Source organism: Staphylococcus shinii, from assembly GCF_017583065.1.
In the GTDB taxonomy this organism is placed as follows: Bacteria; Bacillota; Bacilli; order Staphylococcales; family Staphylococcaceae; genus Staphylococcus; species Staphylococcus shinii.
The window spans coordinates 119,489-145,922 of record NZ_JAGEVL010000006.1; the positions used below are offsets into that span (position 1 = coordinate 119,489).

Annotated in this window: 41 protein-coding genes; 37 read left to right on the forward strand and 4 right to left on the reverse strand. The window is 34.8% G+C overall.

Translation table 11 applies throughout. The features are described 5' to 3' along the window. Window positions 1–125 precede the first annotated feature (125 nt). From J5E45_RS09310 to J5E45_RS09320, 3 genes are all read right to left on the reverse strand, one after another. On the reverse strand, window positions 126–917 hold the full coding sequence (locus tag J5E45_RS09310; RefSeq protein ID WP_039068001.1) for a glucose 1-dehydrogenase: 792 nt from the start codon (window positions 915–917) through the stop codon (window positions 126–128). Between the two features lie 59 nt (window positions 918–976). Continuing rightward, the gene (locus J5E45_RS09315) at window positions 977–1,834 is read right to left on the reverse strand and encodes a RhaT/GlcU family sugar-proton symporter (protein ID WP_069792420.1); all 858 of its coding nucleotides are present in this window, start codon (window positions 1,832–1,834) and stop codon (window positions 977–979) included. A 215-nt stretch (window positions 1,835–2,049) separates the two neighbouring features. Next, a complete protein-coding gene (locus J5E45_RS09320) occupies window positions 2,050–2,919 on the reverse strand; it encodes a GNAT family N-acetyltransferase (RefSeq protein ID WP_039069502.1) in 870 nt (289 codons plus the stop codon). A 123-nt stretch (window positions 2,920–3,042) separates the two neighbouring features. Between J5E45_RS09320 and J5E45_RS09325 the strand changes: the two genes are divergently transcribed. Beyond that, on the forward strand, window positions 3,043–5,181 hold the full coding sequence (locus J5E45_RS09325) for a DNA topoisomerase III (RefSeq protein ID WP_208182110.1): 2,139 nt from the start codon (window positions 3,043–3,045) through the stop codon (window positions 5,179–5,181). A 110-nt stretch (window positions 5,182–5,291) separates the two neighbouring features. After that, window positions 5,292–6,626 carry an NCS2 family permease gene (locus tag J5E45_RS09330; protein WP_039069500.1) on the forward strand — a complete coding sequence of 445 codons (1,335 nt, stop codon included), beginning with the start codon at window positions 5,292–5,294 and terminating at the stop codon, window positions 6,624–6,626. Window positions 6,627–6,815: 189 nt separating this feature from the next. On the opposite strand, the gene J5E45_RS09335 is transcribed toward J5E45_RS09330, so the two are convergent. After that, window positions 6,816–7,202 carry a hypothetical protein gene (locus J5E45_RS09335; protein WP_208182112.1) on the reverse strand — a complete coding sequence of 129 codons (387 nt, stop codon included), beginning with the start codon at window positions 7,200–7,202 and terminating at the stop codon, window positions 6,816–6,818. Window positions 7,203–7,573: 371 nt separating this feature from the next. Here J5E45_RS09335 and rpsJ point away from each other — a divergent pair, with 371 nt between their 5' ends. The 35 genes from rpsJ to rpsI all read left to right on the forward strand — a co-directional run bounded on the left by rpsJ (window position 7,574) and on the right by rpsI (window position 26,253). Beyond that, entirely contained in the window at window positions 7,574–7,882 is a 309-nt protein-coding gene (rpsJ, locus tag J5E45_RS09340) for a 30S ribosomal protein S10 (RefSeq protein WP_002482611.1), read from the forward strand. 27 nt (window positions 7,883–7,909) lie between these two features. Further along, window positions 7,910–8,569, forward strand: a complete 660-nt coding sequence (gene rplC / locus J5E45_RS09345; protein WP_017722923.1) for a 50S ribosomal protein L3 — start codon at window positions 7,910–7,912, stop codon at window positions 8,567–8,569. Between the two features lie 26 nt (window positions 8,570–8,595). Beyond that, window positions 8,596–9,219 carry a 50S ribosomal protein L4 gene (gene rplD, locus J5E45_RS09350; RefSeq protein WP_029378518.1) on the forward strand — a complete coding sequence of 208 codons (624 nt, stop codon included), beginning with the start codon at window positions 8,596–8,598 and terminating at the stop codon, window positions 9,217–9,219. Next, the gene (gene rplW / locus J5E45_RS09355) at window positions 9,219–9,494 is read left to right on the forward strand and encodes a 50S ribosomal protein L23 (RefSeq protein ID WP_002482614.1); all 276 of its coding nucleotides are present in this window, start codon (window positions 9,219–9,221) and stop codon (window positions 9,492–9,494) included. Before rplD ends, rplW begins: the two co-directional genes overlap by 1 nt. Window positions 9,495–9,524: 30 nt before the next feature. After that, on the forward strand, window positions 9,525–10,361 hold the full coding sequence (gene rplB, locus J5E45_RS09360; RefSeq protein WP_039069498.1) for a 50S ribosomal protein L2: 837 nt from the start codon (window positions 9,525–9,527) through the stop codon (window positions 10,359–10,361). A 64-nt stretch (window positions 10,362–10,425) separates the two neighbouring features. Further along, entirely contained in the window at window positions 10,426–10,704 is a 279-nt protein-coding gene (gene rpsS / locus J5E45_RS09365; protein WP_017722926.1) for a 30S ribosomal protein S19, read from the forward strand. A gap of 28 nt (window positions 10,705–10,732) precedes the next feature. Further along, window positions 10,733–11,086, forward strand: a complete 354-nt coding sequence (gene rplV, locus J5E45_RS09370) for a 50S ribosomal protein L22 (RefSeq protein ID WP_017722927.1) — start codon at window positions 10,733–10,735, stop codon at window positions 11,084–11,086. Between the two features lie 24 nt (window positions 11,087–11,110). Then, entirely contained in the window at window positions 11,111–11,764 is a 654-nt protein-coding gene (gene rpsC, locus J5E45_RS09375) for a 30S ribosomal protein S3 (protein ID WP_017722928.1), read from the forward strand. A 2-nt stretch (window positions 11,765–11,766) separates the two neighbouring features. Next, window positions 11,767–12,201, forward strand: coding sequence for a 50S ribosomal protein L16 (rplP, locus tag J5E45_RS09380; RefSeq protein ID WP_017722929.1), 435 nt, complete (start codon window positions 11,767–11,769; stop codon window positions 12,199–12,201). Further along, complete coding sequence (gene rpmC, locus J5E45_RS09385; RefSeq protein ID WP_002482620.1) at window positions 12,191–12,400, forward strand: 50S ribosomal protein L29; 210 nt, start codon at window positions 12,191–12,193, stop codon at window positions 12,398–12,400. Before rplP ends, rpmC begins: the two co-directional genes overlap by 11 nt. Window positions 12,401–12,426: 26 nt before the next feature. Continuing rightward, window positions 12,427–12,690, forward strand: a complete 264-nt coding sequence (gene rpsQ / locus J5E45_RS09390) for a 30S ribosomal protein S17 (protein ID WP_002482621.1) — start codon at window positions 12,427–12,429, stop codon at window positions 12,688–12,690. A 31-nt stretch (window positions 12,691–12,721) separates the two neighbouring features. Then, window positions 12,722–13,090 carry a 50S ribosomal protein L14 gene (gene rplN, locus J5E45_RS09395; protein WP_039069497.1) on the forward strand — a complete coding sequence of 123 codons (369 nt, stop codon included), beginning with the start codon at window positions 12,722–12,724 and terminating at the stop codon, window positions 13,088–13,090. A gap of 42 nt (window positions 13,091–13,132) precedes the next feature. Beyond that, entirely contained in the window at window positions 13,133–13,450 is a 318-nt protein-coding gene (rplX, locus tag J5E45_RS09400) for a 50S ribosomal protein L24 (protein WP_017722930.1), read from the forward strand. Window positions 13,451–13,475: 25 nt separating this feature from the next. Then, the gene (gene rplE / locus J5E45_RS09405) at window positions 13,476–14,015 is read left to right on the forward strand and encodes a 50S ribosomal protein L5 (RefSeq protein ID WP_017722931.1); all 540 of its coding nucleotides are present in this window, start codon (window positions 13,476–13,478) and stop codon (window positions 14,013–14,015) included. 21 nt (window positions 14,016–14,036) lie between these two features. After that, window positions 14,037–14,222, forward strand: a complete 186-nt coding sequence (locus J5E45_RS09410) for a type Z 30S ribosomal protein S14 (RefSeq protein ID WP_002482625.1) — start codon at window positions 14,037–14,039, stop codon at window positions 14,220–14,222. A gap of 31 nt (window positions 14,223–14,253) precedes the next feature. After that, window positions 14,254–14,652, forward strand: coding sequence for a 30S ribosomal protein S8 (gene rpsH / locus J5E45_RS09415; RefSeq protein WP_017722932.1), 399 nt, complete (start codon window positions 14,254–14,256; stop codon window positions 14,650–14,652). A 27-nt stretch (window positions 14,653–14,679) separates the two neighbouring features. Beyond that, window positions 14,680–15,216 (forward strand): 50S ribosomal protein L6, encoded by a 537-nt coding sequence (gene rplF / locus J5E45_RS09420; RefSeq protein WP_017722933.1) that lies wholly within the window; start codon window positions 14,680–14,682, stop codon window positions 15,214–15,216. 31 nt (window positions 15,217–15,247) lie between these two features. Beyond that, complete coding sequence (rplR, locus tag J5E45_RS09425; protein WP_017722934.1) at window positions 15,248–15,610, forward strand: 50S ribosomal protein L18; 363 nt, start codon at window positions 15,248–15,250, stop codon at window positions 15,608–15,610. 20 nt (window positions 15,611–15,630) lie between these two features. Then, entirely contained in the window at window positions 15,631–16,128 is a 498-nt protein-coding gene (rpsE, locus tag J5E45_RS09430) for a 30S ribosomal protein S5 (RefSeq protein WP_017722935.1), read from the forward strand. A gap of 16 nt (window positions 16,129–16,144) precedes the next feature. Continuing rightward, a complete protein-coding gene (rpmD, locus tag J5E45_RS09435; RefSeq protein WP_002482630.1) occupies window positions 16,145–16,324 on the forward strand; it encodes a 50S ribosomal protein L30 in 180 nt (59 codons plus the stop codon). Between the two features lie 18 nt (window positions 16,325–16,342). Continuing rightward, on the forward strand, window positions 16,343–16,783 hold the full coding sequence (rplO, locus tag J5E45_RS09440; protein WP_039069496.1) for a 50S ribosomal protein L15: 441 nt from the start codon (window positions 16,343–16,345) through the stop codon (window positions 16,781–16,783). Beyond that, on the forward strand, window positions 16,783–18,075 hold the full coding sequence (gene secY / locus J5E45_RS09445; protein WP_039069495.1) for a preprotein translocase subunit SecY: 1,293 nt from the start codon (window positions 16,783–16,785) through the stop codon (window positions 18,073–18,075). Before rplO ends, secY begins: the two co-directional genes overlap by 1 nt. 17 nt (window positions 18,076–18,092) lie before the next feature. After that, on the forward strand, window positions 18,093–18,743 hold the full coding sequence (locus J5E45_RS09450) for an adenylate kinase (protein ID WP_039069493.1): 651 nt from the start codon (window positions 18,093–18,095) through the stop codon (window positions 18,741–18,743). 172 nt (window positions 18,744–18,915) lie between these two features. Continuing rightward, a complete protein-coding gene (gene infA / locus J5E45_RS09455; protein WP_001118443.1) occupies window positions 18,916–19,134 on the forward strand; it encodes a translation initiation factor IF-1 in 219 nt (72 codons plus the stop codon). A 31-nt stretch (window positions 19,135–19,165) separates the two neighbouring features. After that, the gene (rpmJ, locus tag J5E45_RS09460) at window positions 19,166–19,279 is read left to right on the forward strand and encodes a 50S ribosomal protein L36 (protein ID WP_002471372.1); all 114 of its coding nucleotides are present in this window, start codon (window positions 19,166–19,168) and stop codon (window positions 19,277–19,279) included. 21 nt (window positions 19,280–19,300) lie between these two features. Further along, window positions 19,301–19,666 carry a 30S ribosomal protein S13 gene (rpsM, locus tag J5E45_RS09465; protein ID WP_002482635.1) on the forward strand — a complete coding sequence of 122 codons (366 nt, stop codon included), beginning with the start codon at window positions 19,301–19,303 and terminating at the stop codon, window positions 19,664–19,666. 23 nt (window positions 19,667–19,689) lie between these two features. After that, window positions 19,690–20,079, forward strand: coding sequence for a 30S ribosomal protein S11 (rpsK, locus tag J5E45_RS09470; protein ID WP_002482636.1), 390 nt, complete (start codon window positions 19,690–19,692; stop codon window positions 20,077–20,079). Window positions 20,080–20,154: 75 nt separating this feature from the next. Next, complete coding sequence (locus J5E45_RS09475; protein WP_017722939.1) at window positions 20,155–21,099, forward strand: DNA-directed RNA polymerase subunit alpha; 945 nt, start codon at window positions 20,155–20,157, stop codon at window positions 21,097–21,099. Window positions 21,100–21,117: 18 nt separating this feature from the next. Further along, window positions 21,118–21,486 (forward strand): 50S ribosomal protein L17, encoded by a 369-nt coding sequence (rplQ, locus tag J5E45_RS09480; RefSeq protein WP_017722940.1) that lies wholly within the window; start codon window positions 21,118–21,120, stop codon window positions 21,484–21,486. 436 nt (window positions 21,487–21,922) lie between these two features. Continuing rightward, window positions 21,923–22,732: an energy-coupling factor transporter ATPase gene (locus tag J5E45_RS09485; RefSeq protein ID WP_101051083.1), complete on the forward strand. Its 810-nt coding sequence runs from the start codon at window positions 21,923–21,925 to the stop codon at window positions 22,730–22,732. Continuing rightward, window positions 22,729–23,592 (forward strand): energy-coupling factor transporter ATPase, encoded by an 864-nt coding sequence (locus J5E45_RS09490; protein WP_101051081.1) that lies wholly within the window; start codon window positions 22,729–22,731, stop codon window positions 23,590–23,592. The genes J5E45_RS09485 and J5E45_RS09490 overlap by 4 nt, the downstream gene beginning before the upstream one ends. Next, a complete protein-coding gene (locus J5E45_RS09495; protein WP_039069489.1) occupies window positions 23,582–24,388 on the forward strand; it encodes an energy-coupling factor transporter transmembrane component T family protein in 807 nt (268 codons plus the stop codon). The genes J5E45_RS09490 and J5E45_RS09495 overlap by 11 nt, the downstream gene beginning before the upstream one ends. A 6-nt stretch (window positions 24,389–24,394) precedes the next feature. Continuing rightward, window positions 24,395–25,189 carry a tRNA pseudouridine(38-40) synthase TruA gene (truA, locus tag J5E45_RS09500; protein WP_039069488.1) on the forward strand — a complete coding sequence of 265 codons (795 nt, stop codon included), beginning with the start codon at window positions 24,395–24,397 and terminating at the stop codon, window positions 25,187–25,189. Window positions 25,190–25,403: 214 nt separating this feature from the next. Further along, complete coding sequence (gene rplM / locus J5E45_RS09505) at window positions 25,404–25,841, forward strand: 50S ribosomal protein L13 (RefSeq protein ID WP_017722945.1); 438 nt, start codon at window positions 25,404–25,406, stop codon at window positions 25,839–25,841. A gap of 19 nt (window positions 25,842–25,860) precedes the next feature. Continuing rightward, window positions 25,861–26,253 carry a 30S ribosomal protein S9 gene (gene rpsI / locus J5E45_RS09510; RefSeq protein ID WP_017722946.1) on the forward strand — a complete coding sequence of 131 codons (393 nt, stop codon included), beginning with the start codon at window positions 25,861–25,863 and terminating at the stop codon, window positions 26,251–26,253. Window positions 26,254–26,434: the final 181 nt, after the last annotated feature.

The following is a 26,434-nucleotide window of genomic DNA, read 5'->3' on the forward strand; positions in this document are numbered from 1 at the left end:
TGTTAATTTAGATATTGTTGGTGGGGTATGACAACAATATCGTTTTTGAAAAGACATTTCAGTTTAAATGGTCTTAACAAACGATTTGTCGCTAGACAAGATTAAGTCTAATTGACAAATATAAGTTAGCCTTTACCGCCCATAAATGCTGGGTAGTTTGTCATACCACCATCTACATAGATTGTAGTACCATGAATGTAGTCAGCTAGATCTGAACATAAGAAACGTGCAACATTTGCAACTTGATCAGCTTCACCAATTTCTTTGGCTGGAATCATTTCTAATGTTTCAGCGCGTGTTTCTGGGTCAGAGAATTTTTCTCTTGTATGTTCTGTTACGATAGCCCCAGGTGAGATATTGTTAATGCGGATGCCGTGTTGAGCATATTCCATAGACATTGTTTCCATCATTAATTTCAAACCACCTTTACTAGCAGCGTAGTTTACATAGTTTGGCCAAGGAATTCTATCGTGAACACTTGATGTATTAAGAATAATACCTTTTTTATCTTCTTTAAGGAATTGATTAACAGCTGCTTTTGAACCGATAAATGCACCAGTTAAGTTGATATCAATAACTTTTTGCCATTCTTCTAGAGGCATTTCATGAGTTGGAATTGGTTTTTCGAAACCAGCATTATTAATAAGAATATCTAATGTACCGAATGTATCAACTGCTGCTTTAATTAAATTGTTTACATCTTCCTCTTTTGATACATCTGCATGTACTTTAATTGCTTGTCCGCCTGCATCTTCAATTAATTTGATAGATTCAGCAACATCGTCTAATGAACTTTCTGAAAGATAGTTAATAACAACTTTAGCTTTTTCTTTACCAAATTGTTCTACCATTGCTTTACCAATGCCGCTACTACCACCTGTGATAACTACTACTTTGCCTTCTAAATCTTTGAACATATTCAAACTCCTCCTTAATTAGTAACAATCTAAAGCATGGTCATATCTCTTAATTATAATTATGCTTTAATATTTCCGAGTACAAAGGCTGCAATAACGATAAGTACAATACCAGCCCAAATACCAATCATTTGACGTTTGTCTTTTTTCTCGCCTAATAGGAAAATACCGCCGAGTGTAGATACAATAACTAATAACTGTGAAAATGAGAAACTAGTTGCTACACCAACTTTTGGTTGTGAGTAGAACATAAATAAGTTACCGATACCCCACACAACACCTGGGATTAAATTCCATAGTGTACTTTTAACTGATGTTTCATGTTTAGCTGATAGTATTAAACCACCAATAGCCATACCTATAGATTGGAAGAATAAAGCATTCATTCCATCGACGCCGAATATTTGTGCTACTACTACGTAGACAACATAACCAACAGTAGAAATTAAAAGGATAGGCATCGCTTTACCAAAGTTTTTGGTACTTTCTGATTCTTCATTTTTACCTTTAATAGATGTTAAAGCAATACCGATAACAAGTAATACCATAGCAACAAGTCCTAATGTAACTTGCACACCAGTACTCCATTCACCTAAGAAAATAGCACTAAATAACGTTGTACCAACTAATTGTAAACCTGTAGAAATAGGCATTGTTTTTGAAACACCTATAAGGCTGACAGATTTTAATTGATAACCTTGTCCTAATGCCCAGAAAGCACCAGAAATTAAACCAACGATAATAATCGTAAGGTCATCAAATTTAGCATTACCTGTAAGTAATAAGATAATACCGATGATTAACGCACCAAAAGTTGTCCCTCTAATTTGATTATAAGGACCTCCACCTACAAGAACATTAATTAAAACTACACTACCCCAGAATAACGCGGGTAATAAAGCAATTAATAAATCCATACTTTTACTCACTCTCTCTCTATTTGTTTTTCTCCCCTTAAAACAATCACCAACAATTGTTTACAAACATTCATTCTAAACCAAACTATTATTTTAGTAAAAGTATTAGTTTATAATTTGCAATTTTTTTTATAATTAAATTGCAAAAAGAGAGCAATAGTGGACTATTACTCTCTTTTGTATAATTAAAAAGATTTTATTTTAAATAATATAGTTTAGAGATGTGCAGCTACGTATTTGAATTTTTTATATTCGTAATTAATATAGAAACCTAATTCGTTAAAACGTTCTACTAGTGTGTGATTTTTATTTCTAATCTTGAAATATGTTTTATCAATATCATAATTAGAGAATGCAAAATTTAAGGCGTGCGATAATAAGTCAAATGCGATTCCCATAAATCTATAATCTGTATGAGAAGAGAAATACTTAATTTCAGCATTTTTAGTCTTTTCATATATTTGTAAGTATAAGTAGCCTTTAAGAAGACCTTCAGACATGAAAACAAAAAGTTTATGTTGCTCATCCAATGAATTAACAATTTCTGCAGCGGTCATGACATCATGTTTAAATGTGTGCTCGTGTAATTTTTTGAACGAACGATAATAAGCTGGATGATAGTCTGTTATGTTTTGGATATTATCTACAGTACCAATGTCCTGTGTTGATATTAAATGATAATCTGTAAAACTATATGATGATTGAATTGATTTCATAAAAGAGGAATAATTTTGTTCATTTTCTTCAAAGGAAAAATTAAAATTAGCTGTATCAGGTTTACTTTGCGCCATAGTCTCAAATAAAATTTTAAATGACTCAGTAGTTAATTCACTCTTTTTATCGATGAAAGGACCAATAACTTTATATTTATTATCTTCATATTTAAATGCAAAGATAAGCATAACGATTTCATTTTGTTCATCGACTTGAGCAAATACACCAGGATCGTCTATAGCTTGTCTGATAGCAGTTTCAACATTTTCGTGTGCTTGTGGTAATTTATATAAATAAGATGCGGTATGATAATCAGCGTTATTAATAAACTTTACAATTTGATCATAGTCATTTAACTGAATAATTTTCATAACAATACCTCCATAGAATGATCGCTTAATTTAATTATAAGAACTTTTTTGAATAAATGGAAGTTTTGATGTGCTACATACATGTTACAATATATATTATATTGAATTTGAAAGGGCGAAATTATGAAATCATTAATTATAGCTGAGAAACCTTCAGTAGGTAGAGACATTGCAAATACGCTTAATATCAACGAAAAACGTAATGGCTACTTTGAAAATAATAAATATATTGTCACGTGGGCATTAGGTCATCTTGTAACTAACGCAACTCCAGAACAATATGATACGAATTATAAAGAATGGAAACTTAATGATTTACCAATCATACCTAATAAAATGAAGACAGTTGTTATTAGTAAGACTAGAAAACAATTTTCAACTGTTCAATCATTGATTAATAATAAAAATGTGAAAGACATTGTTATTGCAACCGATGCTGGGAGAGAAGGAGAGCTTGTAGCACGCTTAATTTTAGATAAAGCACATAATAAAAAGCCAATTAAGCGTTTGTGGATTAGTTCAGTAACACAAAAAGCAATTAGAGATGGTTTTAGCAAACTTCAAGACGGTCGCAAATTTAACAATTTATATTATGCTGCGTTAGCGAGAAGTGAAGCAGATTGGATTGTAGGTATTAATGCTACGAGAGCTTTAACTACTAAGTATGATGCACAACTATCGCTAGGGCGTGTGCAAACACCAACAATACAATTAGTTCAGATGAGACAGAATGAAATCAAACAATTTAAACCGAAAACATACTATACTATGTCAATCGATGCAGGAGGGTTAACTTTTCAATGTGCTAAACCACAGTCACATCCGGATAAATCAGCGTTTGAAAGCATAAGAGGAGAAATTAAAGGCCACCCAGCTCAAATAACAACAATTACTAAATCACATAAAAAAGCATATCCACAACAACTATATAGTCTAACTGACCTTCAGCAAGATGCATATAAACGTTTTAACTTAGGCCCAAAAGAGACATTGAATACATTACAAGCGTTATATGAACGTCATAAATTGGTTACGTATCCGCGTACGGATTCTAATTATTTAACTGATGATATGGTAGATACTTTAAAAGATAGATTACAAGCAATTATGGCAACTTCATTAAAAGATATTGCGAAAAAACAAATATCGCAATCATTTACAGCAAAGCAAAAGTTTGTGAATAATAGCAAAGTTTCAGATCATCATGCGATTATCCCTACTGAGGTACGGCCAGACATGGGGCAATTAAGCCAAAGAGAATCGAAAATATATATGATGGTTGCACAAAGATATTTAGAAAACCTAATGCCACCTCATGAATACGAAGCTGTGTCGATAGAGTTGAGTGTTGAGGATTACGTATTCACATTTAAAGATAAAGTGACTACTAAAATAGGCTTTAAAGAAGTATATGAAGATAAGGTAAAAATTAATGCTCAAATGGAGCAACTGCAAAAAGGTGCAAAACTAAGTATTAGTAATATACAAATAGATCAACATGAGACGACACCGCCTCCATATTTTAATGAAGGGACATTGCTTAAAGCGATGGAAAGCCCACAAAAATTCTTTGATTTAACTGATAAAAAACATAATCAAACATTAAAAGAAACAGGCGGTATAGGTACAGTTGCTACGAGAGCGGATATTATTGATAAACTCTTTAATATGAACGCAATTGAATCTAGAGATGGCAAAATAAGAATTACATCCAAAGGGAAGCAAATATTAGAATTAGCACCTCAGAAACTAACTTCACCATTATTAACCGCAGAATGGGAAGAAAAGCTAACCCTTATAGAACAAGGTAAATATGATGCAAATAAATTTATAACTGAAATGAAGTCATTCACTAATGAAGTTGTAGCTGAGATTAAAGAAAGTGAACAAAATTATAAACATGATAATTTAACAACAACAGAATGCCCAACATGTGGTAAATTTATGATTAAAGTGAAAACAAAAAATGGTCAAATGTTAGTCTGTCAAGATCCGCAATGTAAGACGAAGAAAAATGTACAAAGAAAAACAAATGCCCGTTGCCCAAATTGCCACAAGAAAATGACGCTATTCGGTAAAGGTAAAGATGCAGTATATCGTTGTGTGTGTGGTCATACAGAAACACAAGCCCAAATGGAGAAGCGTCATAAAAATAAAAAATCAGACAAAGTAAATAAAAAAGATTTAAAAAAATATATGAATAAAGACGAAGGATTAGAAAATAACCCGTTCCAAGACGCATTAAAAGGGCTGAAGTTCTAGATTTATCGAACAAATGGTACGAAAAATAAAGTAAGGTTCGTGTTTGCTATTGTAAAAAAGTTCGTTTGGTATTAGAATATGTAGGTATTTTAAAAAAAGGAGAACTAACCGTGAAAAAGTATTTCAAGTTTGATAAACACGAAACAAACTATAAGAGAGAGATACTTGGTGGGCTTACAACTTTCTTGTCTATGGCATATATATTAGCTGTTAACCCTCAAGTACTTAGTTTAGCAGGCGTTGATGGCGTGTCTGAAAATATGAAGATGGACCAAGGCGCAATCTTTGTTGCTACAGCTCTTGCGGCATTTGTAGGTTCATTATTTATGGGCTTAATAGCAAGGTATCCTATCGGGCTAGCACCAGGCATGGGTTTAAATGCATTCTTTGCATTTACAGTTGTATTAACCATGGGCATACCATGGCAAATTGGTTTAACAGGGGTTCTGTTTTCCGGAATAGTCTTTGCATTTTTAACAATGACTGGGCTCCGAGAAACAATTATAAATGCTATACCCTATCAGATGAAAATGGCTGTATCAGCAGGAATTGGACTTTTCATAACCTTTGTAGGTTTACAAAGTTCTGGGATAATTGTGAGTAACGATTCTACATTAGTAACATTAGGAAATATTACTGATGGACCAGTGTTGCTAACAATATTTGGTATTATAGCTACTGTTGTATTGTATGCTTTAAGAGTACCTGGAGCTATCTTTGTTGGTATGGCACTTACTTCTATTGTAGGTATGATTACAGGGCTTATACATACACCAAGTGCTATTGTAGGGCAAGTACCAAGTATAGAGCCGACTTTTGGAGCAGCATTTGAAGCGTTCAAAGATCCAAGTCAATTACTTACAGTCCAGTTCTTAATTGTAATATTAACGTTCCTGTTTATTGATTTCTTTGATACTGCAGGCACACTTGTTGCTGTGGCTACACAAGCAGGTATCATGAAGGATAATAAGCTCCCAAGAGCTGGACGTGCACTGTTCTCAGATTCATTAGCGACAATTGTTGGTGCAATATTTGGTACAACAACAACAACTTCTTATATTGAATCAAGTTCAGGTGTTGCAGTTGGAGCTAGAACAGGTTTTGCAAGTGTCATAACCGGGTTCTGTTTCTTGCTAGCGATATTTTTCAGCCCATTAATGGAAGTAGTAACAAGTGCTGTTACCACACCAGCATTAGTTGTAGTTGGCGTGTTGATGGCAGCAAACTTTGCAGAAATAGATTGGAAGAAATTTGAAGTAGCAGTACCTGCCTTTGTAACAATTATAATGATGCCTTTATCATATTCAATTGCTACTGGTATTGCATGTGGATTTATTTTCTACCCGATTACGATGCTTATTTCGAAACGTCATAAAGAAGTACACCCAATTATGTATGCATTAATGATATTGTTTATCCTTTATTTCGTATTTGTTCACGGATAATATAAATATAGAAAAGCGCACATTATCTTTGTCGTCTGACATAGAGCAATGTGCGCTTTTAAATTATCTATAACAAAAGCAAAGCTAATATTAGAACTAAATTTTTTAGTGGTAAATAATAGAAAGAACACGTTTCTTCATTATAATGGTAGAAAAATTATCTATATTAATAATAAATCACTATTAGAGCTATTTATTATTTCGTCTATCTTCTGTATAAATAACTTTAGCGTGCTTATTCGGAACATAAAGTGGCGTAGATAACAAGATAAAGACAAAAAATAACATTAAGAAGAATAAAATCCAATGTACTATCATTCCTACGACAGGTATAAAGGCAATAATGTTTCCTATAATACCTAATAATGGAATAAACATCATAGGTTTGATAGCGTTTTGCTTATCTACGATTAAAATAATCATCATTACAAAATAAAGCAATATGCTTATTAGTAATGGTTGCCAACCCAAACTAAGAATGATACTCCCTCCAAAGAAAGGGATGCCGTAGACTAGCTCACTAATTATTAAAATTATACTCAATATTAAAAGGGAAGTGCGAATTGCACTTTTCATTTTATTTCACCACCTGACACGATTATTATATCTGTCTATTATAAAGGAAATAATTAAAATAGAATAACAATAAGGAAACCTAGAACCAAAAAATTTAAATAATACAGTAGAAATATTAGAAAATAGGTTGAAGTGAAATGCGTAATCAAGTACAATAACAAAGTATGTGTTAGACAAAAGTTTTAAAAACTTTTATAGAAAAGCTTGATAAATCACTGTTTATCATGTATCATATCTAATGTTGGACTTTAAGAACACGCGATGAAGCGAAAGGTTACTGACACACCCGGCCGCTTTGCCATGGCGCTGTGTGAGATAGTTTTCGTGGAGAAGTCTATCACTTAAATGTAGACGAATAAGGAGGGAAAATTATGGCAAAACAAAAAATCAGAATCAGATTAAAAGCTTATGATCATCGAGTAATCGATCAATCAGCAGAAAAAATTGTTGAAACAGCAAAACGTTCTGGTGCAGATGTGTCTGGACCAATTCCGTTACCAACTGAAAGATCAGTTTATACTGTGATTCGTGCCGTGCATAAGTACAAAGATTCACGTGAGCAGTTCGAACAACGTACTCATAAACGTTTAATCGATATTGTTAACCCTACACCAAAAACAGTTGATGCTCTTATGGGCTTAAACTTACCATCTGGCGTAGACATCGAAATCAAATTATAATAGAAAAAATTAGGAGGTGGACTTTCGATGACCAAAGGAATCTTAGGAAGAAAAATCGGGATGACACAAGTTTTCGGAGAAAACGGTGATCTAATCCCTGTAACAGTAGTAGAAGCAAGTCAAAACGTTGTACTACAAAAGAAATCTGAAGAGATTGATGGATACAACGCTATCCAAGTAGGCTACGAAGACAAACAAGCTTACAAAAAAGATAGTAAAAGTAATAAATATGCAAATAAACCAGCTGAAGGCCATGCTAAAAAAGCAGGCACAGCACCTAAGCGCTTCATTCGTGAATTCAGAAACGTTAACGTTGATGAATACGAAGTAGGTCAAGAAGTCTCAGTTGATACATTTGAAGCTGGAGACGTAATTGATGTAACAGGCGTATCTAAAGGTAAAGGTTTCCAAGGTGCCATTAAACGTCATAATCAAGCACGTGGTCCAATGTCACATGGTTCTCATTTCCACAGAGCCCCAGGTTCTGTAGGTATGGCATCAGATGCTTCAAGAGTCTTTAAAGGACAAAAAATGCCTGGACGTATGGGTGGTAACACTGTAACAGTTCAAAACTTAGAAGTAGTTCAAATTGACGCTGAAAACAATGTTATTTTAGTAAAAGGTAATGTACCTGGTCCTAAAAAAGGTTTTGTAGAAATTACAACATCAATCAAAGGTAATAAATAATATAATACGAAAGGAGGAATTGCATAATGGCTAATTATGATGTATTAAAAGTAGATGGATCTAAATCAGGTTCAGTTGAACTAAGCGATGCAGTATTTGCAATCGAACCAAACAACAACGTTCTTTTTGAAGCGATTAACTTACAACGTGCTTCATTACGCCAAGGTACACATGCTGTTAAGAACCGTTCAGCAGTACGTGGTGGTGGACGTAAACCATGGAGACAAAAAGGTACAGGGCGTGCGCGTCAAGGTACAATCCGTGCTCCACAATGGCGCGGTGGTGGTGTCGTATTCGGACCAACACCAAGAAGCTATTCATATAAAATGCCTAAGAAAATGCGTCGTTTAGCATTACGCTCAGCATTATCTTTCAAAGTACAAGAAAAAGGTTTAACTGTAGTAGACGCATTAAACTTAGATGCTCCAAAAACAAAAGAGTTCAAAACTGTACTTTCTAATTTAGAACAACCTAAAAAAGTATTAGTAGTTACAGAATCAGAAGATGTAAACGTTGCTTTATCAGCACGTAACATTCCTGGTGTACAAGTTACTACAGCTCAAGGTTTAAACGTTCTAGATATCACAAGCGCTGACAGTGTAGTAATTACAGAAGCAGCTGCTAAAAAAGTTGAGGAGGTGCTCGGATAATGGAAGCAAGAGACGTTCTTAAGCGCCCCGTAATCACTGAAAAGTCTTCTGCTGCAATGGCTGAAGATAAATACACATTCGACGTTGATACTCGTGCTAATAAAACACAAGTTAAAATCGCTGTTGAAGAAATCTTTGATGTTAAAGTTGATAATGTAAACATCATTAACTATAAGCCAAAGAAAAAACGTATGGGCCGTTACCAAGGCTATACAAATAAGAGACGCGTAGCAATCGTTAAATTAAAAGAAGGATCAATCGATCTATTCAACTAAAAAAGATTACCAATAAGGAGGTAAACGACAATGGCTCTAAAAAAATATAAGCCAATTACTAATGGTCGTCGTAATATGACTAGTTTAGATTTCGCTGAAATTACGAAAACTACACCTGAAAAGTCATTATTACAACCGCTACCGAAAAAAGCGGGACGAAATAACCAAGGTAAATTGACAGTTCGCCATCATGGTGGAGGACACAAACGTCAATACCGTGTTATTGATTTCAAACGTAATAAAGATGGTATCAACGCTAAAGTTGATTCAATCCAATATGATCCAAACCGTTCAGCTAATATTGCATTATTAGTTTATGCTGATGGTGAAAAACGCTATATCATCGCTCCAAAAAACCTTAAAGTAGGTCAAGTACTTGAAAGCGGTGAAGAAGCAGATATTAAATTAGGTAACGCATTACCATTACAATTCATTCCAGTAGGTACTGTAATCCATAACATCGAGTTAAAACCTGGTAAAGGTGGACAAATTGCTCGTTCAGCTGGTACTAGTGCACAAGTGCTTGGTAAAGAAGGTAAATATGTTTTAATCAGATTAAGATCTGGTGAAGTACGTATGATTCTTTCAACTTGCCGTGCTACTATTGGTCAAGTTGGTAATATCCAACATGAACTTGTAAATGTTGGTAAAGCAGGACGTTCTAGATGGAAAGGCGTTCGCCCAACAGTTCGTGGTTCTGTAATGAACCCTAACGATCACCCACACGGTGGTGGTGAAGGACGCGCACCTATCGGTATGCCTTCTCCAATGTCACCATGGGGCAAACCTACGCTTGGTAAGAAAACTCGTCGCGGTAAAAAATCATCTGATAAACTTATCGTTCGTGGACGTAAGAAGAAAAAATAAAAATAACTTATTTGCGTGTGTGGCTTGAAAGCCGCACGCACACAATAAGAAGGGAGGCGCCACTATGGCTCGTAGTATTAAAAAAGGACCTTTCGCTGACGATCATCTAAAGAAAAAAGTTGAAGCTCAAAGCGGAAGCGAGAAAAAACAAGTAATCAAAACTTGGTCACGTCGTTCAACTATATTCCCTGAATTTATCGGACATACATTCGCTGTATATGACGGACGTAAACACGTACCTGTATTCGTAACTGAAGATATGGTTGGTCATAAATTAGGAGAATTTGCACCAACTCGTACATTCAAAGGACACGTTGCAGACGACAAAAAAACTAGAAGATAATTTCTAACAGGTAGAGGAGGAAATTCCAATGGAAGCAAAAGCGGTTGCTAAAACAATAAGAATCGCACCTCGTAAAGTTAGATTAGTATTAGATCTAATAAGAGGCAAAAATGCTGGAGAAGCTATTGCGATTTTAAAATTAAAGAACAAAGCTTCATCACCAGTAGTTGAAAAATTATTAATGTCCGCTTTAGCAAATGCTGAACATAACTACGACATGAACACTGATGAACTAGTAGTTAAAGAAGCTTATGCTAATGAAGGACCAACATTAAAACGTTTCCGTCCACGTGCACAAGGACGTGCAAGTGCGATCAACAAACGTACAAGCCACATTACAATCGTCGTAAGTGACGGTAAAGAAGAAGCTAAAGAAGCTTAATACATTTTTTAAGGAGGGAACACTTTGGGTCAAAAAATTAATCCAATCGGACTTCGTGTTGGTGTAATCCGTGATTGGGAAGCTAAATGGTATGCAGAAAAAGACTTCGCTTCATTATTACACGAAGATTTAAAAATCCGTAAGTATATTGATAACGCATTAACAGAAGCATCAGTTTCTCACGTTGAAATCGAACGTGCTGCGAATCGTATCAACATCGCTATTCATACTGGTAAACCTGGTATGGTAATCGGTAAAGGCGGTTCAGAAATTGAAAAATTACGTAATAAATTAAATTCATTAACAAACAAAAAAGTACACATCAATGTTATCGAAATCAAAAAAGTTGATTTAGATGCTAAACTTGTTGCAGAAAACATTGCACGTCAATTAGAAAACCGTGCTTCATTCCGTCGTGTACAAAAACAAGCAATCACAAGAGCAATGAAACTTGGTGCTAAAGGTATTAAGACACAAGTTTCAGGTCGTCTAGCTGGAGCTGACATCGCTCGTGCTGAACAATATTCAGAAGGAACTGTTCCACTTCATACTCTACGTGCTGACATTGGTTATGCACATGCAGAAGCAGACACAACTTACGGTAAGTTAGGTGTCAAAGTATGGATCTATCGTGGAGAAGTTCTTCCTACTAAGAACACTAGTGAAGGAGGAAAATAATAATGTTACTACCAAAACGTGTAAAATATCGTCGTCAACATCGTCCTAAAACAACTGGTCGTTCAAAAGGCGGTAATTATGTAACATTTGGTGAGTATGGTTTACAAGCAACTACAACTTCTTGGATCACATCTCGTCAAATCGAATCAGCTCGTATTGCAATGACACGTTATATGAAACGTGGCGGGAAAGTTTGGATTAAAATCTTCCCACATACACCTTACACTAAAAAACCTTTAGAAGTACGTATGGGTGCTGGTAAAGGTGCAGTAGAAGGTTGGATTGCAGTAGCAAAACCAGGTAGAATTTTATTTGAAATCGCAGGCGTTAACGAAGAAGTTGCGCGTGAAGCATTACGTTTAGCAAGTCACAAACTTCCAGTTAAAACTAAGTTTGTAAAACGTGAAGAATTGGGTGGTGAAACAAATGAAAGCTAAGGAAATTAGAGACTTAACCACTTCAGAAATCGAAGAGCAAATCAAATCTTCAAAAGAAGAGCTTTTTAACCTACGCTTTCAGTTAGCTACAGGTCAATTAGAGGAAACTGCACGTATTCGCACAGTAAGAAAAACGATTGCACGTCTAAAAACTGTTGCTCGTGAAAGAGAAATTGAACAAGGTAAAGCGAATCAATAATTCAATTGAAAGAGGAGGTTACTAAAGTGAGCGAAAGAAATGATCGTAAAGTTTATGTAGGTAGAGTCGTTTCCGATAAAATGGATAAAACGATAACTGTACTTGTTGAAACATACAAAACACACAAGTTATATGGTAAACGAGTAAAATACTCTAAAAAATACAAAACTCATGATGAAAACAACTCAGCTAAATTAGGGGACACAGTTAAGATACAAGAGACTCGTCCTTTATCAGCAACTAAACGTTTCCGTTTGGTAGAAATTGTTGAAGAATCAGTAATTATTTAATTAAATAGTGAAGATAAAGGAGGTTTAACTCATGATCCAACAAGAAACACGATTAAAAGTAGCAGATAACTCTGGTGCACGTGAAGTTCTTACAATTAAAGTATTAGGTGGATCTGGTCGTAAAACAGCTAATATTGGTGACGTTATCGTAGTAAGTGTTAAAAATGCTACACCAGGTGGCGTTGTCAAAAAAGGTGAAGTAGTAAAAGCTGTTGTTGTACGTACTAAATCAGGCGTACGCCGTAACGATGGTTCATATATCAAGTTCGATGAAAATGCATGTGTTATCATTCGTGATGACAAAGGCCCACGTGGTACTCGTATTTTTGGACCTGTTGCTCGTGAATTACGTGAAGGAAGCTTCATGAAAATTGTATCATTAGCTCCAGAAGTACTTTAATAAAAACATTTATAAATATATAAATTTAAGGAGGTGCCACACATGCATATCAAAAAAGGTGACAACGTTAAAGTTATCGCAGGTAAAGACAAAGGTAAAGAAGGCAAAGTTGTTTCAACTGAACCTAAAAAAGACCGTGTCGTTGTGGAAGGTGTCAATATTATCAAAAAGCACCAAAAACCAACTCAATTTAATCCTGAAGGTGGAATCTTAGAAACAGAGGCAGCAATCCATGTTTCTAACGTACAATTATTAGACCCTAAAACGAATGAACCAACTCGCGTAGGTTATAAATTCGAAGATGGTAAAAAAGTTCGTGTAGCTAAAAAATCTGGCGAAGAAATTAAATCTAATAATTAATAACTAATTGAAAGGAGGATCCACTGTGAACCGTTTAAAAGAAAAATATAACTCTGAAGTTACTCAAAACTTAGTGAAACAATTTGACTATAGTTCAGTAATGGAAGTTCCAAAAATAGAAAAAATCGTAGTAAATATGGGTGTCGGTGACGCTGTTCAAAATACAAAAGTATTAGATGACGCTGTAGAAGAATTACAGTCAATCACTGGTCAAAAACCATTAATTACAAAAGCTAAAAAATCAGTAGCAACTTTCCGTTTACGTGAAGGTATGCCTATCGGAGCTAAAGTAACACTTCGTGGAGAAAGAATGTATGACTTTTTAGATAAATTAATCGCTGTATCACTTCCACGTGTACGTGACTTCCGTGGTGTATCAAAAACTGCATTCGACGGTAGAGGTAACTACACTCTAGGTGTTAAAGAACAATTAATTTTCCCTGAAATCGACTATGATCGCGTAAGTAAAATACGAGGAATGGATATCGTTATCGTAACTACTGCTAACACTGACGAGGAAGCTCGTGAATTGTTAACACAATTCGGTATGCCATTTCAAAAATAATCTCTAAAGGAGGCTAATTAAGTGGCTAAAACTTCAATGGTTGCTAAGCAACAAAAAAAACAAAAGTTCCAAGTACGTGAATATACTCGTTGTGAACGCTGTGGTCGTCCACATTCTGTATATCGTAAATTCAAATTATGCCGTATTTGTTTCCGTGAATTAGCTTATAAAGGCCAAATCCCTGGCGTTCGTAAAGCTAGCTGGTAATAGAAAATAGTCTGAAAGGAGGCAACAATCAATGACAATCAACGATCCAATTGCAGATATGCTAACTCGTGTAAGAAACGCAAACATGGTGCGTCACGATAAATTAGAATTACCTGCTTCTAACATTAAAAAAGAAATTGCTGAAATATTAAAAAGTGAAGGTTTCATTAAAAACGTAGAATACGTTGAAGACGATAAACAAGGGGTAATTCGTTTATTCCTAAAATATGGTCAAAATAATGAGCGTGTTATCACTGGATTAAAACGTATCTCAAAACCAGGTTTACGTGTATATGCTAAAGCTAACGAAGTACCTAAAGTGCTTAATGGTTTAGGTATTGCATTAGTTTCTACTTCAGAAGGTGTTATCACTGATAAAGAAGCTAGAAAACGTAATATCGGTGGAGAAATCTTAGGTTACATTTGGTAATAATAAATAATAAGGAGGTGCGATAACATGAGTCGTGTTGGTAAAAAAATTATTGACATCCCTAGCGACGTAACAGTAAGTGTTGAAGGTAACACAGTTACTGTTAAAGGTCCTAAAGGTGAATTATCAAGAACAATGAATGAAAGAATGACATATAAACAAGACGAAAGCACTTTAGAAGTTGTAAGACCAACTGATTCTAAAGAAGATAGAACAGTACATGGTACAACTCGTGCTTTAATTAATAATATGATACAAGGTGTTAAAGAAGGATACCAAAAAACACTTGAACTAGTTGGTGTTGGTTACCGTGCTCAAATGCAAGGTAATGACTTAATCTTAAACGTTGGTTACTCTCACCCAGTAGAAATTAAAGCTGATGACGGTATTACTTTCGGTGTAGAAAAGAATACAACAGTTACAGTTGCTGGTATTTCTAAAGAACAAGTTGGAGCTATCGCTTCAAACATTCGTTCAGTAAGACCTCCAGAACCTTATAAAGGTAAAGGAATTCGTTACCAAGGTGAATACGTTCGCCGTAAAGAAGGTAAAACTGGTAAATAATAAATAACTTTCTATAGAAAGGAGAATTAAGATGATCAGCAAAATTGATAAAAATAAAGTGCGTTTAAAAAGACATTCACGTGTACGTAGTAAATTAGCTGGTACAGCTGAGAAACCTCGTTTGAATATCTATCGTTCAAACAAGCATATCTATGCACAAGTTATAGATGATGTTAATGGTAAAACAATCGCTCAAGCATCAACACAAGAAAAAGATTTAGCTAATGAATCTGGTTCAAAAGTTGACTTATCAGCTAAAGTTGGCGAAACTGTAGCTAAAAGAGCTAGCGAAAAAGGCGTAAAAACAATTGTATTTGACCGTGGAGGATATTTATACCATGGCCGTGTTAAAGCCTTAGCAGATGCAGCTCGTGAAAATGGTTTAGAATTTTAATTTAAAGGAGGGACATTTACATGGCTCGTAGAGAAGAAGCGAAAGAATTTGAAGAACGCGTTGTTACAATTAACCGTGTTGCGAAAGTTGTAAAAGGTGGTCGTCGTTTCCGTTTCACTGCTTTAGTAGTAGTAGGAGATAAAAACGGTCGCGTTGGTTTCGGTACTGGTAAAGCACAAGAGGTACCAGAAGCAATCAAAAAAGCAGTAGAAGCAGCTAAAAAAGATTTAGTTGTTGTTCCACGTGTTGAAGGTACTACACCTCACACAGTTACTGGACGTTTCAGTTCAGGCAGTGTATTTATGAAACCAGCTGCACCTGGTACTGGTGTTATTGCAGGTGGCCCTGTTCGTGCAGTATTAGAATTAGCGGGTATCACTGATATCTTAAGTAAATCTTTAGGATCAAATACACCAATTAACATGGTTCGTGCAACAATCAATGGATTAAAAAACCTTAAAAATGCTGAAGACGTTGCGAAATTACGTGGCAAATCAGTAGAAGAATTATACAATTAAGGAGGGAATATAAGTTATGGCTAAATTACAAATTACCCTCACTCGTAGTGTTATAGGTCGTCCAGAAACACAACGTAAAACTGTTGAAGCTTTAGGTTTGAAAAAAACAAACTCTTCAGTAGTCGTTGAAGATAACCCTGCTATTCGTGGGCAAATCAACAAAGTAAGTCACTTAGTGACAGTAGAAGAAAAATAATTTTAAGGAGGTGCCGAAATGAAATTACATGAGTTAAAACCGGCAGAAGGTTCTCGTAAAGTTCGTAACCGCGTTGGTCGTGGTGCAGCTACTGGTAACGGTAAAACTAGTGGTCGTGGACAAAAAGGTCAAAAAGCACGTTCAGGTGGTAGTGTAAGACCAGGCTTCGAAGGTGGTCAATTACCATTATTCCGTCGCTTACCAAAACGAGGTTTTACTAACATTAACCGTAAAGAATATGCTATTGTTAACTTAGACCAACTTAATAAATTTGAAGATGGTACTGAAGTAACTCCTGCTTTATTAGTAGAATCTGGTGTAGTTAAGAGTGAAAAAGCTGGTATTAAAGTACTAGGTAAAGGTTCACTTGACAAGAAATTAACTGTTAAAGCTAACAAATTCTCTGCATCTGCAGCAGAAGCTATTGATGCAAAAGGCGGAGCACACGAGGTGATCTAATGTTTGAAACGCTTGTGAATTTCTTTAAAACTAAAGAAGTTCGTAACAAGATCTTTTTTACTCTCGCAATGTTAGTTATTTTTAAAATAGGTACTTATATTCCAGCACCTGGTGTGAACCCAGCTGCTTTTGACAGTCAACAAGGTTCTCAAGGTGTCACTGACTTGTTAAATACATTTGGTGGCGGAGCCTTGAAGAACTTTTCTATCTTTGCCATGGGTATAATGCCTTATATAACTGCATCGATTGTTATGCAGTTATTACAAATGGATATTATTCCGAAGTTTTCAGAGTGGGCAAAACAAGGTGAGGCAGGTAGGAAAAAACTTAATAACGTAACTCGTTATTTTGCGATTGTACTTGCTTTTATCCAATCAATTGGTATGGCGTTCCAATTTAATAATTACCTTAAAGGTCAGTTGATCATGGATCAGTCAGTCCTTAGTTATTTATTAATCGCTGTTGTATTAACAGCTGGTACTGCATTCCTAATTTGGTTAGGTGAACAAATCACTCAGTTCGGTGTTGGTAATGGTATATCCATTATTATCTTCGCAGGTATTTTGTCTTCGTTACCTTCATCATTAATACAGTTTTATCAACAGGCCTTCGTTGGTCAAGATGATACTTCTATGGCATGGTTGAAAGTAATTGGATTAATTATTGGCATGATATTATTAACGGTTGGCGCAATATTTGTATTACAAGCTATTCGTAAAATTCCAATTCAATATGCGAAGAAACAATCAACACAACGATTAGGTTCACAAGCAACATATTTACCTTTGAAAGTTAACTCTGCAGGGGTTATCCCAGTTATCTTTGCAATGGCGTTCTTCTTGTTACCAAGAACATTAACATTGTTTTTCCCTGACGCTAGTTGGGCGCAACGGATATCTGATGTGGCAAATCCATCGAATAACATCGGTATGATTGTATATGTGGTGCTTATTATTGCATTCGCATATTTCTATGCATTTGTCCAAGTTAATCCTGAAAAGATGGCTGATAATCTTAAGAAACAAGGAAGTTATGTCCCAGGTATTAGACCTGGCGAACAAACAAAACTATATATTACTAGAGTTCTCTATCGTTTAACATTTGTAGGATCAATATTCTTAGCTGTAATTGCGATTCTGCCAATTATTGCAACCAAAGTTATGAGTTTACCGCAATCTATTCAGGTTGGTGGTACTAGCTTACTGATTGTAATTGGTGTAGCGATTGAAACAATGAAGAGTCTAGAAGCTCAAGTGAGCCAAAAAGACTATAGAGGCTTTGGTGGTAGATAAATTGTAGGAGGGCACTTATGAATATCATTTTAATGGGTTTACCTGGTGCAGGTAAAGGAACTCAAGCGAGTGAAATTGTTAAGAAATTCCCAATTCCACACATATCTACTGGCGACATGTTCAGAAAAGCGATTAAAGATGAAACTGATTTAGGTAAAGAAGCTAAATCATACATGGATCGTGGAGAATTAGTCCCTGATGAAGTTACTGTGGGTATCGTCAAAGATAGAATATCTGAAGACGATGCAAAAAAAGGATTCTTACTTGACGGCTTTCCTCGTACTATTGAACAAGCTGAAGCATTAAGTAATATTATGCAAGAATTAGATAGAAAAATTGATGCTGTTATCAATATAGAGGTACCTGAAGAAGAATTAATGAACCGCCTTACTGGTCGTAGGATCTGTGAAAAATGCGGAACAACTTATCATCTTGTATTCAATCCTCCAAAAGTTGATGGAATTTGTGATCTTGACGGTGGTAAATTGTATCAACGTGAAGATGACAACCCAGAAACAGTTGCAAATCGTTTAAATGTCAATGTTAAACAATCTAAACCTATCTTAGAATTCTATGATAATAAAAATGTTTTAAAAAACATTGATGGTTCTAGAGATATTAACGTAGTCACACAAGACGTAATTGATATCTTAGAAAATTTAAAATAAAGTCAACTTTGTACGGTCTATGTAATGCTAAAGGTATAATTAAATAAGAGTGACTATGCGTTAACGTAATTCATTTAATTTTGTTAAACTGATTAACAACACTTATAGACTCGTATGGTTAGAGTTGATTTTTGACGATAACCAACTATTTCAAAAAGGGGGAAGTTAATTAATGGCTAAACAAGATGTAATTGAATTAGAAGGTACTGTATTAGATACTTTACCAAATGCAATGTTTAAAGTAGAATTAGAAAATGGTCATGAGATTTTAGCTCATGTTAGTGGTAAAATCAGAATGAATTATATTCGCATTCTACCTGGCGACAAAGTAACAGTTGAAATGTCTCCGTATGATTTAACGCGCGGAAGAATTACGTATCGTTATAAATAATCGTCACTCCATAATATAGGGAGGTATTAAAATGAAAGTAAGACCATCAGTAAAACCAATTTGCGAAAAATGTAAAGTCATTAAACGTAAAGGTAAAGTAATGGTAATTTGTAGCAACCCAAAACATAAACAAAAACAAGGCTAATAAAGAGAGGTGTAATTAATTATGGCACGTATTGCAGGAGTAGATATTCCACGTGAAAAACGTATTGTTATTTCTTTAACTTATGTGTATGGTATCGGTACTACTACAGCAAACAAAATTGCTGAAGAAGCTAACGTATCACCTGAAACACGCGTTAAAGATTTAACTGATGATGAATTAGGTCGTATCCGTGAAGTAGTTGACAACTATAAAGTAGAAGGTGACTTACGTCGTGAGCAAAACTTAAACATTAAACGTTTAATGGAAATCTCATCATACCGTGGTATCCGTCACCGTCGTGGATTACCAGTTCGCGGACAAAAAACGAAAAACAATGCTCGTACTCGTAAAGGCCCAGTTAAAACTGTAGCTAACAAGAAAAAATAATAGGTAAAGGAGGCAAAATTTAAATGGCACGTAAACAAGTATCTCGTAAACGTAGAGTGAAAAAGAATATTGAAAATGGTGTGGCTCACATCCGTTCAACATTCAATAATACAATCGTAACTATTACTGATGAATTTGGTAACGCGTTATCATGGTCATCAGCAGGTGCACTAGGCTTTAAAGGATCAAAAAAATCAACTCCATTTGCAGCTCAAATGGCTTCTGAAACTGCTTCAAAAACAGCGATGGAACACGGTTTAAAATCTGTTGAAGTTACTGTAAAAGGCCCTGGTCCTGGTCGTGAATCAGCTATCCGTGCATTACAATCAGCTGGATTAGAAGTAACTGCAATTCGTGACGTTACTCCAGTACCACATAATGGTTGTCGTCCACCAAAACGTCGTCGCGTATAATTTTATTGTTATTGTCGCAGGTCACTGAGAAATACAGTATATATCAAGTCGACGTAATCAAGGAGGATATTGTAAATGATTGAAATCGAAAAACCTAGAATTGAAACAATTGAAATTAGTGATGATGCTAAATTCGGTAAGTTCGTTGTTGAACCACTAGAACGTGGCTACGGTACTACACTAGGAAACTCCTTACGTCGTATCCTACTATCTTCATTACCAGGTGCAGCCGTTAAGTACATTGAAATCGAAGGCGTGTTACACGAATTTTCAGCAATAGATAATGTGGTTGAAGATGTTTCTACAATTATTATGAACATCAAAAAACTTGCATTAAAAATCTATTCTGAAGAAGACAAAACTTTAGAAATTGATGTTAAAGATGAAGGCGATGTAACTGCAAGTGACATTACTCATGATAGTGATGTTGAAATTTTAAATCCTGAGATTAAAATTGCAACAGTCTCAAAAGGTGGACATTTAAAAATCCGTCTAGTTGCTAATAAGGGTAGAGGTTACGCATTAGCAGAACAAAATAAAACTAGTGATTTACCAATTGGTGTAATTCCAGTGGACTCACTTTATTCACCAGTAGAACGTGTTAACTATACTGTAGAAAATACACGTGTGGGTCAAAGCAGTGATTTTGATAAGTTAACTTTGGATGTTTGGACTAATGGTTCAATCACACCACAAGAATCTGTTTCATTAGCTGCAAAAATCCTAACTGAACATCTGAATATCTTCGTTGGATTAACTGATGAAGCGCAAAATGCTGAAATCATGATTGAAAAAGAAGAAGATCAAAAAGAAAAAGTACTCGAAATGTCTATTGAAGAATTAGACTTATCAGTGCGTTCTTATAACTGTTTAAAACGTGCAGGCATTAACTCTGTTCAAGAATTAGCAGATAAATCTGAAGCAGATATGATGAAAGTACGTAATTTAGGTCGTAAATCTTTAGAAGAAGTTAAATACAAACTCGAAGATTTAGGTTTAGGTTTAAGAAAAGAAGATTAATATAAAGGAGGTTAACTCATGGGTTACAGAAAATTAGGTCGTACTTCTGATCAACGTAAAGCGATGTTACGCGATTTAGCTACTTCACTTATCGTTAGCGAACGCATTGAAACTACAGAAGCACGTGCAAAAGAATTACGTAGTGTGGTTGAAAAATTAATCACTTTAGGTAAAAAAGGAGATTTAGCTTCTCGTCGTCAAGCGGCTAAAACTTTACGCAATGTTGAAATCTTAAATGATGATGAATCAACACAAACTGCATTACAAAAATTATTTGGTGAAGTTGCTGAACGTTATACAGAACGTCAAGGCGGTTACACTCGTATTCTTAAAGCAGGTCCTCGTCGCGGCGATGGCGCTGAATCAGTAATTATTGAATTAGTTTAATTTAAATATACGTAACTACTATGTATAAAGCAAATGAGTGCAACGATAATGTTTGCCACATACAAATATTGTCTAGCTCAGAGTACCCCATCAAAACTTAATAAAATTTAAAGCGTGAACTCAAAATATGATGGGGTGCGCGCTTTTTTATTTAGTCCCCCTTAATTCTTCAGAATTTAGGGGGACTTATGCAATTGCGAAGCAATAGCGAACTGCAGAACCTTAATTCTTCAGAATAAAAAAAGAATACATTCGATAAGCGAATGCATAAGCAGTGCTAGCTAAACAAAGTCTTAGAGTGTTGCTTATACTTATATATAGATACTGTTAAAATCAATATTGAGACCTTCTTTAATGGTAGTATATATTTAAATTTTCATGTAAAATAGATAAGGTATATAAAAAATAGACTTACTAGTTATTGGAGGCAATAGATATGGAGACGCAAGAGCATATTATTAAATTTAAGAATGTTTCATTTAAATATAATAGTGATGAACCACTTGCGTTGAAAGATGTATCTTTTAGTATTCCAAAAGGGAAATGGACTTCCATAGTTGGACACAATGGTTCGGGCAAATCGACGATTGCTAAATTAATGGTAGGCATTGAAAAGCCGTTTGAAGGTAATATTTATTTTCAAAATGAAGCTGTTAGCCAGCAGAATTTGGATTATTTAAGGCAGCATATTGGTATTGTATTTCAAAATCCAGAGAATCAATTTGTAGGATCGACTGTTGAATTTGATGTGGCATTTGGTCTAGAAAATCACAGTATCTCATATGATGATATGAGAGCGATAGTGCCTAAAGCTTTAGATGATGTAGATATGTTAGATAGAGCAAATTATGAACCACAATCGCTTTCTGGTGGCCAAAAGCAGCGTGTCGCAATTGCAGGCGTACTTGCATTAGATACCGATATTATTATTTTGGACGAAGCGACATCTATGTTAGACCCTGCTGGTAGAAAAGACTTAATTGATTTAATTCACCGTATAAAAGAAGAAAAAGACGTAACGATTATTTCTATTACACATGATTTATCAGAAGCTGCAGAAGCTGATTACCTCGTTGTATTAAATGAAGGAGAGGTATATCAAACGGGACTACCAAACGATATTTTCAGTGATGGTGATAAACTCACTCAAATTGGTTTAGACTTACCATTCTCTATACGAATGCATAATCAATTACTAGGTAGTGTTGATTTCATAACATATGAAGGGTTGGTAAAAAAATTATGACTGTTAATTTCAACCGAGTAAGTTATGTTTATCAAAAAGGAACACCATTTGAGCATCAAGCATTAAGTGAAATTGTAACGACTTTTGAACAAGGAAAGTATTATGCAATTATTGGTCAAACAGGTTCCGGAAAATCTACACTAATTCAGCATTTTAATGGACTACTTAAACCAACAGAAGGTTTGCTTCAAATTAATGATGTGGAAATTAGTCATAAGACGAAAGATAAGTATTTGAAGGATGTTCGTAAGCGAGTGGGTGTTGTATTTCAATTTCCAGAGTCACAGTTGTTCGAAGATTCAGTAGAACGCGAGATATTATTTGGTCCAAAAAACTTTAATATGCCATTAGATGAAGTGAAGGAAAGAGCATTTCGTTTGCTCATAGAATTTGGATTTAATAGAGATATATTACAACAGTCACCATTTCAAATGTCTGGTGGGCAAATGAGAAAGATAGCTCTTACATCAATATTAGCAATGGATCCTGACATTGTTATACTTGATGAACCTACAGCGGGTCTTGATCCTAAAAGTAGAAAACAGATAATGAAAATGATAAAGAAACTTCAAGTTGAACAGCAAAAGACAATTATCCTTGTGACGCATGAAATGAATGATGTGTCGAAGTACGTGGATGAAATAAAAATTATGCAACACGGTCAACTGATAGAATCCTGTCCACCTCGCAAACTATTTAGTGATACGAATTATGTGAATCAAATGCATCTTGATGTACCAGATGTTGTAAAATTGCAACGTGATTTAGAAGACAAGCATCAATATTATTTCAATAAAATTGCTTTGACTGAAGAAGAGTTTATTGAAATGTATAAGGGGTGGCGACAAGATGAAAGATAAGTTTATTATAGGACGTTACCTTCCACTAGATACGATTATACATCGTTTAGATCCACGTGCGAAATTGATTTTTGTCTTTATATTTATTATCTTAATCTTTTTTGCGCATTCTTTTACAACGTATTTATGGTTATTTATTTCAATTATTATATTTATGAAACTAGCACAAATTAAATTTTGGTTTTTAGCTAAAGGTTTAACACCCATTTGGATTTTTCTAATATTTACGTTTTTAATGCATTTGTTCTTAACCAAAGGTGGTACAAGGTTATTTGAATTAGGATTTGTCTCAATTGATACAGATGGTATTTTAGAAGGTATTTATATAGTTTTGCGACTTATGTTTATTATTATGATTTCAACCATTATGACGTTAAGTACAAGTCCAATTGATTTAACGGATGCTTTTGAAAAACTACTATCACCACTGAAATTAGTGAAAATACCTGTACATCAATTAAGTATGATGATGTCTATTGCGTTAAGGTTTATCCCTACGTTGATGAATGAATTAGATAAAATTATATTGGCTCAAAAATCCAGAGGTTCTGAAATTAGTTCGGGTAGTATAATTAATAGAGTGAAAGCATTTGTACCTTTGTTGATTCCTTTATTTATTTCTGCGTTCCAACGCGCTGAAGATTTGGCGATTGCGATGGAAGTGAGAGGTTATGATACGAAAAAGCAAAGGACAAATTATCGTAAGCTACAGTGGCAAGTGAAAGACAGTTTAACGCTGTTACTATTATTGCCAATATCAGTAGTATTATTTGTGTTAAAATTCATGGGAGTGTAGTAAATCATGCGTGTTTTAGTAAATATTTCTTATCAAGGAAGCCAATTCCTAGGTTTTCAAATACAACAAAATGGAAGAACGGTACAACAACAATTCGAAAAGATATTAAAGCGTATGCATAAGCATGATGTGAGAATTCACCCAAGCAGTAGAACAGATAGAGGTGTACATGCAATTGAGCAATATTTTCATTTTGACACAGAGTTGGACATCCCTGAACAACAATGGCAATATGCGATGAATCGAGCATTACCGGGTGATATATATGTCAATCATGTCAGTTTTGTTAGTGATGATTTTCATTGTAGATATGATTGTGTAGGTAAATCTTACCGATATAAAATTTATCAATCTAAACACAAAGATCCGTTTCTTAATGGCTTAAAAACACATATCGCTGAAACGTTAGATATAGATAAAATGAATACAGCTGCACGATACTTTATAGGTACTCATGATTTTACAGGGTTCTGTTCGCAAAAAACAGAAGTTGTTAGCAAAGTGAGAACGCTATACGAAAGTCGTATAGAAAAAACAGAAAATGGCTTTGACTATATTGTCACCGGCTCAGGTTTCCTATATAATATGGTGCGTGTGTTAATAGCCTTTTTAATTGAAGTAGGCAAAGGAAAACGACAACCAGAAGAAATACCTAAATTATTAGAGGATAAAGATCGTAATAAAGTACCGTTTACTGCACCGGCAGAAGGGTTATATTTAGAGAAGATTTATCTAACGCCAAGTGAATTAACCACTGATTTTGGTAATGATATAAAATTACATCGAAAAAAATCTATATGAAATTACTAAATGTCGTTGACAAAATGACAAAAAAATTATACGATTACTAACGGTATTGTTTTATATCACCCACGATAAGCCCCGGAATCTTATTGTGTTACAAGATATAGAAGCACGTAGAAACAAACTATTAAAAAAATAGATGAAATTTAAGATTTAGCAAGTATAAACTATTAAATTAAGAAACATTTATTTATTCTAGGAGGACAATTATATGCGTCAAACATTTATGGCTAATGAATCAAACATTGAGCGCAAATGGTATGTTATTGATGCTGAAGGTAAAACACTTGGTCGTTTATCATCAGAAGTAGCAGCTATTTTACGCGGTAAAAATAAAGTAACTTATACACCACACGTTGATACAGGTGATTATGTAATCGTCGTTAACGCTTCAAAAATCCACTTCACTGGTAATAAAGAGCGCGATAAAATGTACTATCGTCACTCAAATCACCCAGGTGGCATCAAATCAGTTTCAGCTGGCGAGTTAAAAGCTAACAACCCAGAACGTTTACTTGAAAATTCAATTAAAGGTATGCTTCCAAGCACACGTTTAGGTGAAAAACAAGGTAAAAAATTATTTGTATATGGTGGCGCTGAACATCCACACGCTGCACAACAACCAGAAAACTACGAGTTACGTGGTTAATTAAAAGGAGGAAATTACATTGGCACAAGTTGAATATAAAGGCACAGGCCGTCGTAAAAACTCAGTAGCACGTGTACGTTTAGTACCAGGTGAAGGTAACATTACTGTTAACGGCCGTGATGTACGTAGTTATTTACCATTCGAATCATTAATTTTAGACATTAACCAAGCATTTGATGTAACAGAAACTAAAGGTAACTATGATGTATTAGTTAACGTTCACGGTGGAGGATTTACTGGACAAGCTCAAGCAATCCGTCACGGAATTTCACGTGCATTATTAGAAGCTGATCCTGAATACAGAGGTTCTTTAAAACGCGCTGGATTACTTACTCGTGATCCTCGTATGAAAGAACGTAAAAAACCAGGTCTTAAAAAAGCTCGTCGTTCACCACAATTCTCAAAACGTTAATATTGCCGAAGCTATTGCAAATTCAATTTGCATACAGGTTTGCTACACAAGTTGCTTAGTAATTTGTGTTCAATTAAACAAACGTTTAAAACTTCCCAATTTCTTGGGAAGTTTTTTTGTTTTACTTTAATAATATTTATTTGTATCAAAATGAATGACTAATCTTGTAAAGTGTCATAGT